At 55.5% G+C, this 17,850-nt stretch carries 19 protein-coding genes; 12 read left to right on the forward strand and 7 right to left on the reverse strand.

Going from position 1 to position 17,850, the window contains the following annotated elements:
• Entirely contained in the window at positions 1–1,485 is a 1,485-nt protein-coding gene (locus NVIE_RS10910) for a DUF7504 family protein (RefSeq protein WP_075055272.1), read from the reverse strand.
• A 57-nt stretch (positions 1,486–1,542) separates the two neighbouring features.
• Positions 1,543–2,418: a MinD/ParA family ATP-binding protein gene (locus tag NVIE_RS10915; RefSeq protein ID WP_075055273.1), complete on the reverse strand. Its 876-nt coding sequence runs from the start codon at positions 2,416–2,418 to the stop codon at positions 1,543–1,545.
• Positions 2,419–2,516: 98 nt separating this feature from the next.
• Here NVIE_RS10915 and NVIE_RS10920 point away from each other — a divergent pair, with 98 nt between their 5' ends.
• The 4 genes from NVIE_RS10920 to NVIE_RS10935 all read left to right on the forward strand — a co-directional run bounded on the left by NVIE_RS10920 (position 2,517) and on the right by NVIE_RS10935 (position 5,222).
• Positions 2,517–2,849 (forward strand): ArsR/SmtB family transcription factor, encoded by a 333-nt coding sequence (locus NVIE_RS10920; protein ID WP_075055274.1) that lies wholly within the window; start codon positions 2,517–2,519, stop codon positions 2,847–2,849.
• A 40-nt stretch (positions 2,850–2,889) separates the two neighbouring features.
• Positions 2,890–3,180, forward strand: a complete 291-nt coding sequence (locus NVIE_RS10925; protein ID WP_075055275.1) for a hypothetical protein — start codon at positions 2,890–2,892, stop codon at positions 3,178–3,180.
• A gap of 68 nt (positions 3,181–3,248) precedes the next feature.
• A complete protein-coding gene (locus NVIE_RS10930) occupies positions 3,249–4,058 on the forward strand; it encodes a cytochrome c biogenesis CcdA family protein (RefSeq protein ID WP_075055276.1) in 810 nt (269 codons plus the stop codon).
• A gap of 6 nt (positions 4,059–4,064) precedes the next feature.
• Positions 4,065–5,222 (forward strand): redoxin domain-containing protein, encoded by a 1,158-nt coding sequence (locus NVIE_RS10935; RefSeq protein ID WP_075055277.1) that lies wholly within the window; start codon positions 4,065–4,067, stop codon positions 5,220–5,222.
• Between the two features lie 288 nt (positions 5,223–5,510).
• Here NVIE_RS10935 and NVIE_RS10940 read toward each other — a convergent pair whose 3' ends face one another.
• Positions 5,511–5,816 carry a hypothetical protein gene (locus NVIE_RS10940; RefSeq protein WP_227717354.1) on the reverse strand — a complete coding sequence of 102 codons (306 nt, stop codon included), beginning with the start codon at positions 5,814–5,816 and terminating at the stop codon, positions 5,511–5,513.
• A gap of 98 nt (positions 5,817–5,914) precedes the next feature.
• Here NVIE_RS10940 and pyrI point away from each other — a divergent pair, with 98 nt between their 5' ends.
• Positions 5,915–6,376, forward strand: coding sequence for an aspartate carbamoyltransferase regulatory subunit (gene pyrI, locus NVIE_RS10945; protein ID WP_075055279.1), 462 nt, complete (start codon positions 5,915–5,917; stop codon positions 6,374–6,376).
• A gap of 409 nt (positions 6,377–6,785) precedes the next feature.
• Here the strand turns inward: pyrI and NVIE_RS14930 are convergent, their stop codons facing one another.
• Complete coding sequence (locus NVIE_RS14930) at positions 6,786–7,838, reverse strand: hypothetical protein (RefSeq protein WP_144239675.1); 1,053 nt, start codon at positions 7,836–7,838, stop codon at positions 6,786–6,788.
• A gap of 221 nt (positions 7,839–8,059) precedes the next feature.
• Here NVIE_RS14930 and NVIE_RS10950 point away from each other — a divergent pair, with 221 nt between their 5' ends.
• Entirely contained in the window at positions 8,060–8,839 is a 780-nt protein-coding gene (locus NVIE_RS10950; protein ID WP_144239676.1) for a hypothetical protein, read from the forward strand.
• Between the two features lie 76 nt (positions 8,840–8,915).
• Here the strand turns inward: NVIE_RS10950 and NVIE_RS10955 are convergent, their stop codons facing one another.
• Genes NVIE_RS10955 through NVIE_RS10965 form a run of 3 tightly spaced genes read right to left on the reverse strand, consistent with a single transcriptional unit; the run spans position 8,916 to position 10,750 of the window.
• Positions 8,916–9,185: a hypothetical protein gene (locus NVIE_RS10955; protein ID WP_144239677.1), complete on the reverse strand. Its 270-nt coding sequence runs from the start codon at positions 9,183–9,185 to the stop codon at positions 8,916–8,918.
• Positions 9,186–9,231: 46 nt separating this feature from the next.
• Positions 9,232–10,452, reverse strand: a complete 1,221-nt coding sequence (locus NVIE_RS10960; RefSeq protein ID WP_084790785.1) for an MBL fold metallo-hydrolase — start codon at positions 10,450–10,452, stop codon at positions 9,232–9,234.
• Between the two features lie 40 nt (positions 10,453–10,492).
• Positions 10,493–10,750, reverse strand: coding sequence for a hypothetical protein (locus NVIE_RS10965; RefSeq protein ID WP_075055283.1), 258 nt, complete (start codon positions 10,748–10,750; stop codon positions 10,493–10,495).
• Between the two features lie 95 nt (positions 10,751–10,845).
• Between NVIE_RS10965 and rqcH the strand changes: the two genes are divergently transcribed.
• The 6 genes from rqcH to NVIE_RS10995 all read left to right on the forward strand — a co-directional run bounded on the left by rqcH (position 10,846) and on the right by NVIE_RS10995 (position 17,850).
• Complete coding sequence (gene rqcH, locus NVIE_RS10970; RefSeq protein WP_075055284.1) at positions 10,846–12,831, forward strand: ribosome rescue protein RqcH; 1,986 nt, start codon at positions 10,846–10,848, stop codon at positions 12,829–12,831.
• Positions 12,832–12,854: 23 nt separating this feature from the next.
• Positions 12,855–13,454 (forward strand): CBS domain-containing protein, encoded by a 600-nt coding sequence (locus NVIE_RS10975; RefSeq protein WP_144239678.1) that lies wholly within the window; start codon positions 12,855–12,857, stop codon positions 13,452–13,454.
• Positions 13,455–13,487: 33 nt separating this feature from the next.
• The gene (locus NVIE_RS10980) at positions 13,488–14,003 is read left to right on the forward strand and encodes a DUF5615 family PIN-like protein (protein ID WP_075055285.1); all 516 of its coding nucleotides are present in this window, start codon (positions 13,488–13,490) and stop codon (positions 14,001–14,003) included.
• A 92-nt stretch (positions 14,004–14,095) separates the two neighbouring features.
• The gene (locus NVIE_RS10985; protein ID WP_158435211.1) at positions 14,096–14,659 is read left to right on the forward strand and encodes a V-type ATP synthase subunit E; all 564 of its coding nucleotides are present in this window, start codon (positions 14,096–14,098) and stop codon (positions 14,657–14,659) included.
• A gap of 4 nt (positions 14,660–14,663) precedes the next feature.
• Positions 14,664–16,466 carry a V-type ATP synthase subunit A gene (locus tag NVIE_RS10990; protein WP_075055287.1) on the forward strand — a complete coding sequence of 601 codons (1,803 nt, stop codon included), beginning with the start codon at positions 14,664–14,666 and terminating at the stop codon, positions 16,464–16,466.
• The gene (locus NVIE_RS10995) at positions 16,459–17,850 is read left to right on the forward strand and encodes a V-type ATP synthase subunit B (protein ID WP_075055288.1); all 1,392 of its coding nucleotides are present in this window, start codon (positions 16,459–16,461) and stop codon (positions 17,848–17,850) included. The genes NVIE_RS10990 and NVIE_RS10995 overlap by 8 nt, the downstream gene beginning before the upstream one ends.

Raw genomic sequence — 17,850 nt, forward strand, 5'->3', positions numbered from 1 at the left:
CTAGCTAGCAAGCCTTGCGGGCACTTTGGGGTTGCCAAAGTCCGCGCCCGATGCCGAGTACACCTTGATCGCCTGCCCGTGCTTGATCGTAAATTTCGGGCTCACCAGCTTTATTGTCGCCCTGTACTCGTCTTTCAGGTTTATCAGCTGCTCTGCCAGGCTGTCTGCCAGGAGTATGTGCCTGTCGTCGCCGATGTCCATCACCCTGCGCGCAAGGATGATGCCGGGGCCCCACACGTTCTGGTTGCCGTTGATGTCGGACACCACGAACACCGGGCCTGCGCTCAGCCCTATCCTGACGCCGATGGCCTCCCCGGCGCCGGCGGCGCCCCTGTTAAAAACGCCCAGCTTGCGGTGCAGCTGCATGCTCAGCTGCAGGGGAAGCTCGGGGTTCATCAGAAAGCCGATGGCCATCCCGTCCCCGGTGGGGAGGATTATCCTCTTGTCCCTTGGCGCCTTTGCAACAGCGTCGCAGGAGCTGATGAGCCTGTTGAGGTTCTCTATCTTTTTGATCTGCTTTTCCACTGACAGCGAAGGGTCCGAAAGCCCGACGATGTCTATGAAGAAAAAGCTGGCGTTTACGACGCCGACGGGAATGGCGGCAGGGTGGATCACGCTTGAGCCGTAAATGTCGCTCAGCTTCCTGTACGTTTCAAGGCAGTGCGGGTGGAACGGGGCGTCTTCTGCGTCATAAGCCACCTTGCCCGCGATAGGCTTGTCGCACAGCTTGCATATTGTCATCGCCAGCTCTGCCTGTTCCTGTTCATCCTGCCCAAACGCCAGGGAGCCTTCTTGTGTTATCGAGAACCTTGCCCAGACGGGGTTGTGGTACGTCCCCCTGACTGCAAGCAGCCGCAGGCTCCTTGCAAGCTCTTTTCCCTCGTCCTCAAGCTTTATCTGCAGCGTGCCGTCCAAGAGCGACGCGACGGTGTCAGACAGGTCCCTTGAAGGCGTGGTCGTGAGCGTGACTACTGCCATTGCGCCAGCGTTTCTCAAAGCACTGGCAAGCCCTGCGACAAACTCTAGCACCTCGCTTTCTGAAAAGTGGGGGAGGAGGTGGGTGATAGAGTCGACAGCGACTCTTGCCGGCGCGCCGGAAGAAGCAGCAACAGAGCCGCGCACCTGCTCCAGCAGGACCGCCGCTGCGCCGGCCGGATCCTTTGCTTTTTTTCCGCTCCTGGCAGAGGAAGAGGAGGCGGCGATAGTAGTGGTGGTGGGCGCAACAAACAGCACTACTTCCGCCTCCTGGCTCCCAACCAGTCTTTTGAATTTCTCCTCGGAAAAGAGCGGGTCGAGGCTGACATACACGCAGCGCTCCCCTGCCGCAATCCCGTCGCGCAGAAACTGCATGCAGTACATAGTCTTGCCCGAGCCGGCAGGCCCGGTGAGCAAAAAGGCTCCCCGTGGGAGCGCGCCCTTGAAAAAAACGTGGCGCCGGCCGGGGATCACTTCTTTTTTTTCTTCATCGTGCACGGATTTGACCAAAAGCTGTGTGCCCTCTCTTTCTCTTTCTCGGTATGATCATGAACCGAAACGTCAGCCTTAAACTTTGATCTGCATGGCCTCGATGAGCCTTTCCACCTGCTTTGTGAACGGGTGGCCCGGCTGCACAAGGGCAGTCAGGAACTCCTTCCTGCTGAACTGTATGTCGCAATAGCACGGTATCGAGGAAATGACTTCCATGCCCGTCTTGCCGGCAAGCACGCCGGCAATGTCTGCGCTCCCTTCTTCAATCATCGTCATCCTACCGGCACTGCTGCCCGCAAAACGGGCTTCGGGCACGCAGTAGCCTGCCACCCTGTTCAGCAGCAGGAACGACCTCGTGCCGTACTTTGTCAGCGAGCTGTATATCTCGGAGGCGAGCTTGTTCGTGCCCTCGATGTCAATGTCGCCCATCTTCAGGGTGAGAAAGAGCGCGTCGGCCACGGCAAGCGCGTTGATGGACCAGTACCGTATGCCGGGGCTGGTGTCGATTATGATGTAATCCGGGCCGTAGTTGGAGATGAGCTGCTCGCGCAAGAGTATGAACCTGCGCAGTTGCGACTTTGACGATTCAACCGTGCTGCTGTCCAGCTTGTAGACCTCCTCCTTTCGCATGCTGCAAAAGCCGATCCACAGCTTTCCGCCGTCCCTCATGACGTTCTTTATATCATTATCATGTTTCCGGGTGTATTCGCGGACAGTCTCCGTGACGTCGGTCATGACGTCTTCCACTGCTGCGTCGCCGAGGAGGTAGTCGTTGAGCCACTTTTCTGGCTCGCTTCCAAAATAGGTGTAGAGGCTTGGCGCATAGACGTCAAGGTCAAGGAGCGCCACCTTGAAGCCTTTTTTTGCCAAGAGCGCGGCGCAGTTTGCGGCGATGGTCGTCTTGCCAGTGCCCCCCTTGTAAGAATGAAAGGCGACGCACTTGGTGGCCATATGGCATTGTTACTGCGTCAGGCTACAATATAGCAATTTCCTGCTTTGCTTTTCTTCTCAAGTTTAAATTCTCTTGTTATCTTGTAGTACGCCAGAGTATGACCGACCCGGACGCCCGGCGCCTCTTGTGGTTCCTCTTTGCCGGCTCCCGGGGCGGCGAAAACCGGATCAAGATCATAGGCCTCTTGAAGGAAAGGCCGTACAACACGAACCAGCTTGCAGAGGCGATGGGCCTCGACTACAAGGCCATCCAGCACCACATACACGTGCTGGAGAAAAACAACATGGTCACAAGGGCAGGCGAAAAGTACGGCGTGCTTTACTTCATATCGCCGTACCTTGAGCACAACATCGGCGCGTTTGACGAGGTCAGGGCAGCCATCGACAAGAAAATGGGAAGCAGTAGCAATAAAAGATCTGGAAAAAAGTAAATAAGATGAATCGGTTGCGCTTCAATGTAGTAACAACGCTATGGCAATGCTGATGGACGTTAGCGCGGCTGTGAGCCTGGTAAACATCGGGATACTGGCCGTGCTCCTTGCCATGTACGGGCGCATATACCGCAACACGAGGGCGGTGTTCACGCTCGGCCTCATGTTCTTTGCAGGCATGCTTGTCCTCCACAACGCCATAGCGGTCTATGGATACTTTGCGATGGCCCCACTCTATGCCGAGGCGCTCCTGCCGTACTTCGTGGGCGTGCACATTGCGGAACTTGCCGGCATCGCCACGCTCCTGAAGGTCACGCTCAGGCCGCTCTGACTGGTAATCTGGTGCAGATCTGGAAAAAAGTATATCAGCAAAATCTGCAAAGCACCGCATGAATTAGTGTGGTAGTAGAGACAAGCGTGCTTGTATCCGCGCTTGCAGGCGCAGGTTCGTTCTTTTCGCCGTGCATACTTCCAATACTGCCGGCGTTCATTTCGTACCTTTCTGGCACGACTCTATCGGAGGTGCAGAACCAGAATCGGGACCAAGGTCAGGGTCAGCAGGCATCAGCTGCCGGTGGCGGCTCATCATCGTCATCATCAGTCACGTTAAAGCGCTCTACGCGCCTCAACATCTTTCTCAACACCGTGTATTTCGTGCTGGGCTTTTCGCTCGTTTTTGCGGTGCTCGGCGTCATTTTTAATTCGGTGCTTGCCGGCGCTGGCGCAGGCTTTCAGGGCACGCTGCAGGCAGCCGGCGGCATAGTGATCATCGTTTTTGGAGCCTACCTCATACTCTCCACAAAGATTGCAAAACTCAATTTTGAAAAGCGCATGACAAACCTCCCGAAATTCAAGACCAGCTACATCACTTCGTTTGTCTTTGGGGCGGCGTTTGCGTCGGGGTGGACGCCGTGCGTCGGGCCTATCCTTGGAAGCACGCTTGCCCTTGCCGCAACTTCGCCGGGGGCCGCGTACAATTCGCTCCTTGCTTATGCCATCGGCCTTGGCGTGCCGTTTCTGATAACGGGCGCGTTCTTTTCGCAGGCGACCGGCGTCATCCGCAGGATGGTCAGGCACCTGAAGTATTTCAACCTGATAATGGGAGGCGTGCTCATCCTGCTGGGCATACTGGTGTTCACCAACCAGCTGGCAGCCATTGCCAACTTTCCGCTTGCCGACCAGATAATCAACCTGGAGAGGGGGATTTGATATAATATGAACCGCGACAGCGCAAGCGCCCTTGCCGTGGGCGTCGCGGTGGTGGTGCTCATCGCCGGCTTTGGCTTTTACTTCAACAGCCCCGAGCTGAACAGCAAGGCGTCGGCAGGCCCGGGTGAAATAATCCCGGCAGGCACCGCCAATATTGCAAAAACGCACGCGGACAAGTCGCAATTCAAGCAGGCACCAGAGCTTGCAGGCATCTCCAACTACATCAACTCGCAGCCGTTCAAGCTTGCCGACCTGAAGGGCAAGGTGGTGCTCGTCGATTTCTGGACGTACAGCTGCATCAACTGCATCCGCACTATTCCGTATCTGAACGCGTGGTATGAAAAGTACGCCGACCACGGGCTGGTCATTGTAGGAGTCAGCACGCCTGAGTTTGACTTTGAAAAGAATCCCGAAAACGTCCAGGCCGCGGTGGAAAAGTTCGGGATAAAGTACCCCGTCGTGCAGGACAACGACCGTGGCACGTGGAACGCCTACCAGAACCGCTACTGGCCGCACAAGTTCCTTGTAGACGACGAAGGGTTCGTCCGGTACGACCACATCGGCGAGGGCAGCTACGAGGAGACAGAGCAAGTCATCCAATCGTTGTTGCAAGAGCGCGCGGCAAACCTGGGCCAGAACGCAACCATAAACGCGTCATCATCATCAACAACAACAACCCCTGTCAAGCCAGAGGGCGCGCAGAGCGTCGACTTTGGCAGGATAAACACGCCCGAGCTTTACTTTGGCTACAAGTTTGCCCGCGCAAACCTCGGAAACCCGGAGGGCTTTGACCCCGGCAAGGTGGTGAAATACACGCTGCCGGACGACGTCGACGACATCCAGCCAAACATCATCTACCTTTCCGGCGACTGGCTCAACAACCCCGACAGCATGGAGCTGAAAAGCCACACCGGAAGGATAGTGCTAGAGTACTCGGCCAAGTCCGTCAACATCGTCGCCGGCGGGGCCGGCAAGGCGTACGTGTCAGAAGACGGCCATGCAGTGGGGCCTGACAGGGGCGCCGACGTCAATGAAAATAACATAGCTGACATCAGCGGCCAGCGCCTCTACAACCTTGCGACACACGGGGGCTATGCCCGCCACACTCTTGTCATAGACGTGGTGGGGGAGGGATTCACGGTCTACACCTTTACCTTTGGATAACAACAACAAAGCTTGTCCCGCCCCGTACCCTGATTCCTCGTTTTATGCAAAAATGAGCATGACGGCATTAAATGCCGTTAAATGGCATTATATGGTGATATGTGCCAAATGCCAGCGCGCTCCTTAATTCCAGCTTTGCTTATTAGGCAGCAAAAGGGGAGAGAATGGAAGCTTTCCCGAGCATCCCGTTCTCCCTCCGCGGCGTCGAAAACCGTGTTGCCGGCGCCGCGACTCTCCCCTTTGAAAAATTAATGCCCTTCTGTAATGTTTTGGCGACCCTCTGCTAAACTATTCTTGTTTCTGCTTGCTGTTGTTGAAGCCAAAATAGCAGGCATGGCACAGCTCCTTGCCGTATATCACGCCCGAGTTGCCGCACTTTATGCAGACCTTTGCGTGGTCGACGGTCGAGTCAAGAGACTTGGCCTTTTGAAGGCACTTGCCGCATATCGGGGCATCCAGGCTGTAGCTGGAGAGAAAGCCTGCGCCGCACTGCGTGCATTTCAGGCTGTACATCTTGCCTTTTGGCTTCCAGCGGTTGAACAATCCCACAGGAATTTCACTATACAAGTCCGAATAATCAATCTTGCTGTCCAATGTTACCCGGTGCCCCTGCGCCAAGCGGAATCTTGGCCTTGTGTACACATGTGCATCGATATGCTGATATATCATCCGCCGCCAGAGCTTCTCCGTACATGTCCGAGGCAAGCCAGCTCCTCGTCCGCAGGATAAAGGACGGGACCGTCATCGACCACATCGAAAGCGGCAAGGCTCTCCTTGTTCTCACCGCGCTTGCAATCACCGGCAGGGAGGGAAACGTGGTGACCGTGGCGCTGAACGTCCCTTCAAGCAAGCACGGCAAGAAGGACATCATCAAGGTCGAGAATCGCTACCTTGAGACAAGCGAGACCAACAAGCTCGCCCTCATCGCGCCAAGGGCGACCATCAATATCATCAAAGACTACAAGCTGGTGGAAAAGCGCAAGATCCAGCTCCCTGATTCCATCTCCGGCATCTTCAAGTGCCCCAACCTGAAATGCATAACAAACTCGGGCGAGGAAATAAGGTCCAAGATCGACGTCATCGACAAGGAAAAGCTGGTGCTGAAATGCCGCTACTGCGCCCGGGTCATCTCTGTCGACGAATTGGTGTTCTGAGGCTACGAGCTTTGGCCTGAAAGCAACCTTGCCTTCACGCGGTTTTCTTCTCTCTCTTTCTTCTTTCACTGCTGCCCCTCCCCCCCCCTCTCCCCGCGGTGCTCTATTGCTTTTATTGCGCGCTCGGCTCTTTGCAGCCATACACATGCACGAATACCTGTCGGCTCTGAAAAGTTTGTACAGGTCCTGTACCGTTTGCGCCAAGAGGACTCCGCACACCTGCATAAAGTGCGGCCGCTGCTACTCTTGCCATCCGATGATCGAGTCAGCAGGACACCAGAGGCTTCTTGCGGCCTGACCTCTGTTATCCCACAAATATGAGATGAGATATATCGTGATGTTTTCTGTCCAACTATTAGAAAGAGTTTAAAAAAGGAAGGATGAGCATCTGCTCAATCCAATATGCGTCCTAGCTAAAGGTGTTGCATTCACGCGGATCAGTGAATGAAGTAGTGCCTGATGTTGATGGCGAAAGTATGTCTCTTGTCTGGGATGTAGTAGCTGCTGTGTTAAGGTTGTCCCATAGTGTCTTTCCTGTCACCAACGATGCATCGTACACTAGCGATCCACTGACATCTTTGATCACTTTTGGACTGCTGTTTGAATCAGCTGATAGGGTCGAGGAACCTGAAGATAAGAGCCATTGGTCTTGGTAGGTGTGGAAGGTGTTGACTGAGCCCAGAGTTGGATTATATCCAAGTGGTTGGCTGTACAACCATGAATTGGACCCCAACGTGATCTGCACCACGTATGAAGAAGGATTCGCCATTGGAAATGGTTGAAGCATCGCATCAACTTTGTAATTCGAACCAGCTGATACGGTTGCCGGAATGGTTGTAAATGGATATTGTCTTACTCCCATCGAATCCACATACGAATATGTCATTAGCCAGCCTGTGCGCGAGCCTAAGTTATTGCCAGTTCCGAAATCTACTTGGAAGAAGTCATAGTTCGTCCCGGAAGCAGGATAGTAGAAGTTCACCGGATTGTAGAAGAATCCTACACTCGTTCCAGTAACAGAGCCTGTAGGCATCTGCCAAGTCTCTTCATATCCAATAGTTTGTGAATTAGATGTTGTTGCCCAGTTTGCTCCTTCCTGATATAGTCCCGCAGTAGGACCACGACATACTGGAACAATTTCTCCACCCGTGCCTTTTATGCCAGCTTCATACTTGATGTTCAGAGGCTTGCCGTTATCGTCCGTCATGTGAGGAATAGTTACGTATCCTCCTTCGGGTGTGGCAATCGCGTTGGCAGGCACTGGAATTCCTGGCTGTGGCGTAGTTGGTTCCAAGACTAAATCCTCTTTTGGATGTGATGCTGCCATCTGTTCTCCCTGTTGAGTTGTTGCCGCGGTTGCATTCTGTACAAGGGGCGCCAATGCTGGCTGTAGGCCAAAGGAAAGAACCAGCATTGTAGCGATTCCCAAAGTGATGGATAACGTTCTCAGAGACTCCATCATTGGTGACTAGAGTAATTATAGATATAAAAATAAGATAATAATAATCAGGAAGATACTTATAGTGGCATTATAGCTGCATATGCCAATTTTTTGGGACGTACAGCTACAGATAGCTTCCATAAGACAAAAATATAGGAAAAACTTATTGGAAATTATTGCATAATCGTAGTTACTATCATATTATTTTGTTTTCTATCATTCTTTTCATCGGAAGCATTCCGATGTCGTTTGCGCAAGATATCTCAACAGGACCTCCACCACCACAACCGATAGTCGTGATGACGGACAAATCCGTCTATGTCTCGAATGAGACAGTTATAATTTCGGGGCGGGTCAATCAGGTGCAGCTCCCAAGCAATTCAGTATCAATAGAGATTATCGATCCTCTAGGAGGAAAGACATCTGCAATAGTACCACTGTCAGAAAATGGAAGCTATAGCTATAATCTTGATGTTTCAAGTGCTCTTCGCATCACCGGCGAATACAGAGCAATAGCGACCTACGGCGGGCACAACTCGGTAACATTATTCATGATCATAGCTCATCCATACATTCTGACGATAGAGGGCAAGAGCCATCCAATTGATTATACCATTGAAAGTGGCCTTTTGACCAACATTACTGCTAACGTTCAAGAAAAATCATTGGCGTTGCATGTAGTTAATTCCACCAAGACGAGCAAGCTTACTATTTCTCTACCTAGAGATATAATTGATTCCCAAGGCGATGCTGGTGACATGCCTTTCACGGTTTTCGCAAATGACAGACAAGTTCAATTCAACGAAACCAAATTAAGCAGTGGCGCTAGAACTCTGGAAATCAACCTTCCGTACGAAGGTCAAGCTAATCCTACTGGAACGTGGAACGTAAAAATTATCGGAACCAAAATAATACCTGAATTTGGTTCGCTGACCCTGGCCGTTTTGGCAGTAGGCGGAATTGTCGTTTCAATGATGCTGAGGAACGGCGTTCTTGGTTTCTATAGGTTCAGAGAACCATAGGGTTGAAATACCTGCATCATAATTTTTCACAGCCTGCGGCATAAAACTCCAACTGACACTGAGCTCCTGCTCAAAATCAAGGCAGCATTGTATGTCCTGAAAGCGACCTTATCTTTACTATCCTGTTATTGTTTTCCCTCTTCTTCCACCCGTCTTTTCCCGGCTTTATCCTGTCGATGGCAAAGTGAAAGCCGATGAGCGGGCCAAACGCCGCAACCGTGACCGCGGCAAGGGTTTGGTCCTGCAGGTAAAGCAGCAGGTACAGCGTTATTCCCGCGCCGGTCATTATCTCTATCCACGTGCATGTGCACAGCTGCATCGCGACACGTTTCAGGCTGAAGGCCATTACAAATGAAACTGCGGCCTTCAGCTATATGACCATTTTTCCAGATCTAGAAATTCTCCCGGATGTACCTTGACAGCTTTTTCGCGTCGCGCTCGCTCACGCGTATGTCGCCGGCAAACAACGGCTTTTTGCCCTTTATGATGCTCGTCTTCACGGTCGTGCCGGATATCGTCAGGTCCAGCTCGGGCCCCTTCATCATCATGCTCTTTATCGCGTCTGCATGCAGCGAGCTGCCGTCGCTGTCCTTGCGTCTTGGGTTGACAAACTCGCTTTCCTGCCTGCTTATGCTGTCTTCCAGCACGAACATCAGCCTGTTGCCAGGCATTTTTTCAATGCCAAACACGTATTTCTCCAGCGCCTCGATCTCGATCTTGTTTCCAACAGGGCTGCTGTCGTCATCTTCCGCCGCGCTTTCGACGGTAGTACCAGCAGCGGGCCTCCACACCATCCCCTGCCGCGCGACTTTGATGCTGATTTTGTTATCCTGCCCTGCCATGCGCAAATAGCTGTCTACTGTCTTTTGCAGCTCCTCCGGGGACAGCGGCCCTGCCGGCCCGCGGTGCCACTGGTTCTTGGCGTCTTCCTTGTCCTTTTCGCCGCTGTAGTGGAGGACGTAGCAGTCCTTGGCGTTCCAGGTCTTGACCAGGTGGTACGCCTGCGTGACAGAGATGATCCCTGTAGAGGGGTGATCGTTGTACGTCTCCGTGCCAAGCACTGCAAGGTCCGGGTTCCACATCAGGTCGGCGCTGGCGTTTTGCAGGCTGATAAAGTCCCATCCTGCAATTACCTTCCTGTCGCCGGCCCTGATCACATAGATGACAGAGCCGGGAAAACCCGGGCTGTCGCCGGCGTTGTCTGCCGCCACCGGCACTATGGAAAACGGGCCTGCCTCAAAAGGCTGGCCGGGGACAACAACAGTCGCAAAGCGCGACTTGTCGACCTGCGGCAGTTCTTTTGCAATCTGGCCTGCGCATTCGCTCGTGCAGAATATCTTGCCGGAAAAAGAGGCAAGGTCGCTTACGTGCTCCCGCCTGCCGTGCGTCACCAGTATTGCGTCAGGCTCTTCTTTGTAGCCGAGATCCGACGCGCCCTTTTTTACGCTGTCAGCCACCCCATCGCCGGCGTCAACCAATAGGTGAAAGCCGCCTGAAAAAACCGAGATCGAGGTGTGCGCTCCTCCTCCTTCCCCTGCTGCTGCCCCGCTGACGTCGGGCAGCACGCCGTTTATCCGCACAAAGAACATGGCATTTCCACTCTCGTTCATCATGAGAGGGAATTATGCAACATCGTAAATAAATTTAGCCGCCTCACGCGCCGCCGTCTTTTTGGGGCGCCCTTGCAAATCGCTTGGCAAGCCTGATTCCAAATCCCATCGATACGAAAAGCGCGATGAGCGACGCGGCAAGCGTCACGACGATTTCGGTCTTGAACACAAAGTGCGTGATTACGGCCACGACTATAGCCGGCACCGCGATTATCACCGCAAGGAGCGTGCTCACCGCGTACACCCTGCCGATTATGCTTGCAGGGTTCTTGTCGTCGCCGCCGCTGCCACTACCTGACACAGGGGAGAACCACGTCCCGAATTAATTTAAGCATTGCTTGCTTGGAATACGTGCATCCGAGGACTAATATTGTCGCACCCGCTTTATGACTGACCATGGAGCTTTCCGGGGTCGAGCTGCGCTACCTTGTAAACGAGATAGGCGCCAGGGTGACCTCCGGGCACTACATCTCGGCGGTAAACGCAGTGACCAAGGACTCGCTCCTTTTGCGCCTCCACCACCCGACGCAGGAAGACATCATGCTGGTACTGTCGACAAGGGGCATCTGGATTACAAAACTAAAGTTCAAGCCGGTGGAGGACAATTCGCTAGAGCGGGCGGCCATAGCGGAGCTGGAGCGAGCTCGCGTGGAATCGGTGGAGCAGGCCGGGAGCGAGCGCATCGCCACGTTAAGGCTGCGCCGGCTGGATGGGCAGGCGCGGATTGTGGTGTGCGAGTTTTTTGGCGACGGCAACATCATAATCTGCGACGGCAAGATGCAGATACTTGCCATACTGCGGCCGATAGAGGTGCGCCACCGCACGCTCAAGGTCGGCCTGAGGTACGCGTTTCCTCCGCAGAGGGGAGTCGACGTCTTTGCGCTGTCGCTTGGGCAGATGCTTGCGCTGCGCAACGAAGCGAAAAAAAACAACCTGGACGTTCTGCGCTGGATAGGCAGGGGGCTTTCGATGCCCCGGAAATTCGTGGAGGAGGTTGCCAAGAGGGCAGGCATCGAGCCGTCAAGGCAGGCAGGCCAGCTGGCAGACGAGGAGGTGGGCAGGGTATTTTCCACGATAAAGTCGCTTGTCGACGACATCAGCGCGGGCAGGAACCACGAGCCGGTGGTCATCATGCAAGAGGGCAAGCCTGTGGACGCGCTCCCGGTAGTCACAGAAGAGGCCCAAAAACTGGAGACAAAAAAGGCGCCCACCTACATGGAGGCGCTTGACGAAGTGCTCAGCAACGAGATACTGGACATCGGCCGCAGCTCAAGGACCGTGGAAATAGACAGGCAGATAGCCGTGCTGGAGCACGACCTTGCGGAGCAGAACAAGGCCAAGGAGGAAGTGCTGCAAAAAGCGGCGGCAATCCGCAAGCTCGCCGGCGAATTGATGGCGATTTCATATTCAGGCCCAAGCGACGACGCGATCAGGGGCGTGCTTGCGGCAAACTCGGCGTCGGTTGTGGCAGAAAAGGGCGTGAAATACGTGCAGGTGGCCGGCGAAAACATCGAGATCCAGCAGAACCTTGCAAAACTGGGCTCGATGCTTTTTGCCCGCGCAAAAGAGATGGAGCGGGGCAACGCCTCGATAGAGGAGGCCCGCGCAAAGATCCTCGCGCAGATAGAGAAGCTGCGCGGCCAGACCGCGGCCATCCACAAAAAGATGGTGGTGCAAAAGCAGGCCGCAAAGGAATGGTACGAGCGCTACCGGTGGTTTGTGACAAGCGACGGCCTGCTTGCGATAGGAGGGCGCGACGCGTCGTCCAACTCGGCCCTCGTGCGCAAGCACCTGACGGAAGACGACATTGTCTTTCACGCCGAGGTGCACGGCTCGCCGTTTTTCATCGTGAAAAATGCCGCGGCCCCTGCAAGGGAAGGCAAGGTGGAGCAGTCCCTTGCGCAGGTCGCGCAGGCAACCGTGTCGTTCAGCAGGGCGTGGAAGGACGGCCTGTCAAGCGCCGACGCCTACTGGGTCTTTCCCGAGCAGATAAAGAAGGGCGCGCCCACGGGCCAGTTCCTGCCCCGGGGCTCGTTCGTGATAGAGGGCAAGCGCAGTTATGTCAAGGGCGTCGAGGTTCGCCTTGCGATCGGCATCGCGCTCGTGAACGAAAAGGAGGCGCTGGTGTGCGGGCCGGAAGAGGCCGTGAAAAAGAGGTCGCTTGTGTACGCGGTCCTCCTGCAGGGCGGGCTTGACCCGATGAACGCGGCCAAGAAGGCCAAGGCCGCGCTCGTGTCTGCCGCCGGTGATGAGGATGATCTTGCAGAGACGATAAAGCGCATCAGCCTCGACGACTTTGTCCGCGCCCTTCCAACAGGCCAGTCCAAGATCTCCTTTGCTGCCAAGGGTGGCGGCGCAGGCAGTAGCAGCAAAAGTAATTAAAATGCCGCCGCACAACATTGCACGTGGTAAAAAAGCCAGTCAGGGAGCACGCCGACGCAAACATGACTACTCGCGTGATCGTCCGCGACATCATGAACAGTCCTGTCATCAGCGCATCCCCGCATGACACTGTCCGCGACGTCGCAAAAAAGATGAAGTCAGAAAATATAGGAAGCATCATAATAATGGACAAGGACAAGCCGGTGGGGCTGGTCACCGACTATGACATCGTGACGCAGGGGGTTGCAAAAGATGCCAAGCCGAGCGCGCTCAAGGCAAGCGACGTGATGCGGGAACTGCACACCATTGAAAGCGAGGAGAGCATCACCGAGGCCGCGCGCCTCTTGCGCAAGCACGGCATCAAGCGCCTGGGCGTCGTCTACAAGGGCCGCCTTGTCGGCATCATTTCCGCTTCTGACGTTATTGCCGTGACCCCGGACCTCGTCGACGTGGTGTCGGAAAAAGCCGGGATCATCAGGGGCGAGCTTGGGAGGCCGGCGGGCAAGGTGTCCGGCTATTGCGACGAATGCGGCGAGTGGTCCGACCTCCTGCAGTACGACGAGGGGACCTTCATCTGCGAGGTATGCCGCGGCGAGGCCACGCCCACCCCCGAATCTGCATAAATGTTATTGTTGATAATGATGATGTGAGGCGAAATGATGAGGTTCCTTGCGGACGCGATGCTTGGAAGCGTCGCCCGCAAGCTGCGCATTTTCGGCTTTGACACGCTGTACGTGCCGGACACAAGCGACAACGAGATCCTGCGCCTCGCAGCCGAGCAGGGCAGGATAATCCTCACCGCCGACAAGGAGCTGTTCAAGCGCATGATGAAGCGGGGAGCGCAGGGCGTGCTCGTGGACGGCGCAAGCGACCTTGACGACATGGCGCACATTTTTGAAAAGCTGGGCATTTCCGCGGACCTTTCCAGGATGGGGTCAAGGTGCACCTCATGCAACGGCGCGCTCGCACAGAAAAGGCCGGATGAGGTGGGCGGGCTGGTGCCGGCGACCGTCCTTGCCCGGCACGAGGGGTTCTGGCAGTGCGCAGACTGCCAGAAGGTGTACTGGGACGGAGGCCACCTCGGGCGCATAAGGGCCTTTGCCAGGACTCTTGAAGACCGCCTGGCCGACTCGTCATCAACATCGTCGTCGTCATCATCATCAAAAGGTTAAAATCACGAGGAACGGGCAGAGTCCCCAGTATGAGTTCGAATTCTGCTCTAGAGCGAACCATAAACAAAGTTTTATCTCAAAAGGAAACAGAGTTGATCTCGCAAATTGATTCGGCTTACCAGGAATCGCTGAAGAACCTCGAGGCTTCAAGGAGCAAGCTTGACGCCGAGCGCGCAAGGATAATCGAGTCTGCCAAGAAACAGGCCGAGAACCTGAAGCGCCAGATAGTGGGCTCCAGCAGGCTGTCGGCGCGCAACAAGGAGCTCCTCATGATAGAAACCGACGTGAACGAAGCATTTGAGCGCGCCAAGGCGTGGCTTGCCTCGTCCAGCAAGGACGACTCTTACAGGTCGCTTCTGGCCCGGGTGGTCGAGGAGAGCATCCCCTCCGTCGGCTCTGACGACGTAATAGTCGAGTGCAACAAGAACGACGCCGAGCAGGTGAAAAAAATAGTCGCAGACCTGTCAAAAAAGAACCCGAAACTGAAGGCAAGGGTCTCTGACCAGCCGATAAACGCAATCGGCGGCGTCCGCGTGAAATCGGCAGACGGCACGATGTCGTTTGACAACACGCTTGACTCGAGGATCGAGCGACTCAAACCTTTAATAAGGAAAAATATTGCACGAATGCTGAGAGGAGAGGCAGGAGAGGAATAAGATTATGGTAGCCAAAGGACGCATTGTGTGGGTTAGCGGTCCTGCAGTCAAGGCAGATGGCATGTCCGCTGCAAAGATGTACGAGACAGTCGAGGTCGGAGACTCTAAACTTATCGGAGAAGTCATCAGGCTGACAGGAGACGTCGCATTCATCCAGGTGTACGAGTCGACGTCAGGGTTAAAGCCGGGCGAGCCGGTGGTCGGCACCGGCCAGCCGCTGTCCGTGCTCCTGGGCCCGGGCGTGATCGGCAGGATCTACGACGGGATCCAGAGGCCCCTTGACGAGATTGCGGCAAAGTCCGGCGCGTTCATCGGCAGGGGAATCCAGACCACGCCGGTGGACATGAAGAAAAAATACCATTTCAAGCCGGCGATGAAAAAGGGTGACGAGGTGGGCCCGGGCTTTATCCTCGGCACCGTCGAGGAAACGCCGCTTCTTGTAAACAAGATCCTTGTCCCGCCGGACCACGCCAAGGGCGCAAAACTGGTTGACATTGCGCCGGAAGGCGACTATGACATCGAGCACATCATCGCCACGACAGAAAAGGACGGCAACAAGGCGCAGCTGAAAATGTACCACAAGTGGCCTGTGCGCAAGCCAAGGCCTTATGCCGAGCGCTATGACCCGACCGTCCCGCTGGTGACAGGCCAGCGCGTTATTGATACCTATTTCCCGATTGCAAAGGGCGGAACGGGCGCAATCCCGGGAGGCTTTGGCACGGGCAAGACCGTGACCATGCACCAGATTGCCAAGTGGGCCGACTCGAAAGTAGTGGTCTACATCGGCTGCGGCGAGCGCGGAAACGAGATGACAGAGGTGCTCGTCGAGTTCCCGCACCTCATCGACCCGAGGTCCGGCAGGCCGCTCATGGAGAGGACCGTGCTTGTCGCAAACACGAGCAACATGCCGGTGGCGGCAAGGGAAGCGTCCATCTATACTGGAGTCACCATGGCGGAATACTACCGCGACATGGGCTATGACGTCGTGCTCGTCGCAGATTCCACAAGCAGGTGGGCAGAGGCGCTCCGTGAGATGTCGGGCCGCCTTGAAGAGATGCCTGCAGAGGAAGGCTACCCGTCGTACCTTGCGTCAAGGCTTGCCGAATTCTATGAAAGAGCAGGACGCGTCCGCGCCCTTGGCTCGCCAGACCGGGCAGGCTCTGTGACGCTCGTGGGCGCAGTGTCGCCTTCAGGCGCAGACTTTACCGAGCCGGTGACGACGCATACCATCAGGTTCATCAAGACCTTCTGGGCGCTTGACACGAGGCTTGCGTACTCGCGTCACTACCCGTCCATCAACTGGATGCAGTCGTACTCGGGATACCTCGAGGATGTTGCAAAATGGTGGAAGGAAAACGTGTCAGGCGACTGGTACGAGCTGCGCGCCGAGTCGTACCAGATCCTGCAGAGGGAAGACACTCTGAAGGAAATCGTCAGGCTCCTCGGGCCTGAGGCACTCCCTGACGAGGAAAAGCTGGTGCTCGAAGTGGCAAGGATGATAAAAATCGGCATCCTCCAGCAGAACTCGTTTGACAAGATCGACACCTACTGCAGCCCCGAAAAACAAGTAAAGCTGGTGAAGTTGATGGTCAAGTTCTTCAAGGAGGCGCAAAAGGCGTTGAAGGCAGAAGTCTCGCTTGCGGACATTCGCGCAATGCCGATAATCCCGCAGCTTCTGAAAGCCAAGTTCGACATACCGGAAGACCAGCTGGCAAAGCTGGCAGACCTCGACAAGGCGCTTGAAGAGGGCTTCCGCAAACTGGGCGGCGCAGCCACAAAGACAGAGGAGGTTAAAGTAGTTGCCTGAAACAGCATCCGGAATTGAATATACCAAAGTAGCAGAAATCAAGGGCCCGCTGATGGTTATCGACGGCATAACCAAGGCGTCCTTTGACGAGCTGGTTGAAATCGAGACGGCGGAAGGCGAGCGCAGGCTTGGCAAGGTCCTCGAAGTGGGCTTTGGCAAGGCTGTCGTGCAGGTCTTTGAAGGGACGACCGGCCTTACAGTATCAGGAACCAAGGCCAAGTTCCTCGGCAAGACCATGGAGATGCCCGTGTCGCAGGAGCTCCTCGGCAGGGTGTTTGACGGGCTGGGCAGGCCAAACGACGGCCTCCCGGAGCCGATCGCCGACAAGTTCCTCGACGTCAACGGCGAGCCAATGAACCCTGAAAGGCGCGAATACCCGACGTCGTTCATCCAGACAGGCGTGTCGGTGATCGACGGCATGCTCACGCTAGTGCGCGGCCAGAAATTGCCGATATTCTCCGGCTCTGGCATGCCCCACAACATCTTGGCTGCGCAGATTGCGCGCCAGGCGTCCGTCGTGGGCACCAAGGAGGATTTCGCCGTGGTGTTTGCGGCAATCGGCGTGCAGTACTCGGAGGCGCAGTATTTCAAGCGCAGTCTCGAAGAGTCTGGCGCGCTCAGGCGTTCCGTGCTGTTCCTCAATCTCGCAGACGACCCCGCAATCGAGCGCATCATCACTCCAAGGGTGGCGCTGACGGTGGCAGAATACCTTGCGTTTGACCTTGGCATGCACGTGCTTGCAATACTGACTGACATGACCAACTATGCAGAGGCGCTGCGCGAAATTTCCGCGGCAAGGGAAGAAGTGCCTGGCAGAAAGGGCTACCCTGGCTACCTTTACACCGACCTTGCAAACAACTACGAGCGCGCAGGCAGGATAAAGGGCAAGAACGGCTCTGTCACGCAGGTGCCGATCCTCTCGATGCCGGCAGACGACATCACGCACCCTATCCCTGATCTTACAGGATACATCACCGAGGGCCAGATAGTGCTTGGCCGCGACCTGTTCAGAAAGGGCGTCTATCCGCCAGTGAACGTGCTGTCCTCGCTGTCGAGGCTCATGAAGGACGGGGTAGGCGAGGGCAAGACGCGCCCTGACCACCCGGAGGTGGGAAACCAGATGTACGACCTCTACTCCAGGGCGCAGGAAGTGCGCGCGCTGGCAGAAATCGTCGGCCGCGCCGGCCTTACCGGCACCGACCTGAAGTACCTGGACGCCGGCGACATGTTCGAGAACCACTTTTTGAAGCAGGCTCCGGACGAGAACAGGAACCTCGACGAGACGCTCGCAAGGGCGTGGGAAGTGCTGTCGACGCTCCCAGAGGCCGAGCTGACCAAGATCAAGGAAAAGCACATCAAGGCGTACTACAAGGGTAGCAAGTAA

The sequence above is a fragment of the Nitrososphaera viennensis EN76 genome, assembly GCF_000698785.1.
Classification (GTDB): domain Archaea; phylum Thermoproteota; class Nitrososphaeria; order Nitrososphaerales; family Nitrososphaeraceae; genus Nitrososphaera; species Nitrososphaera viennensis.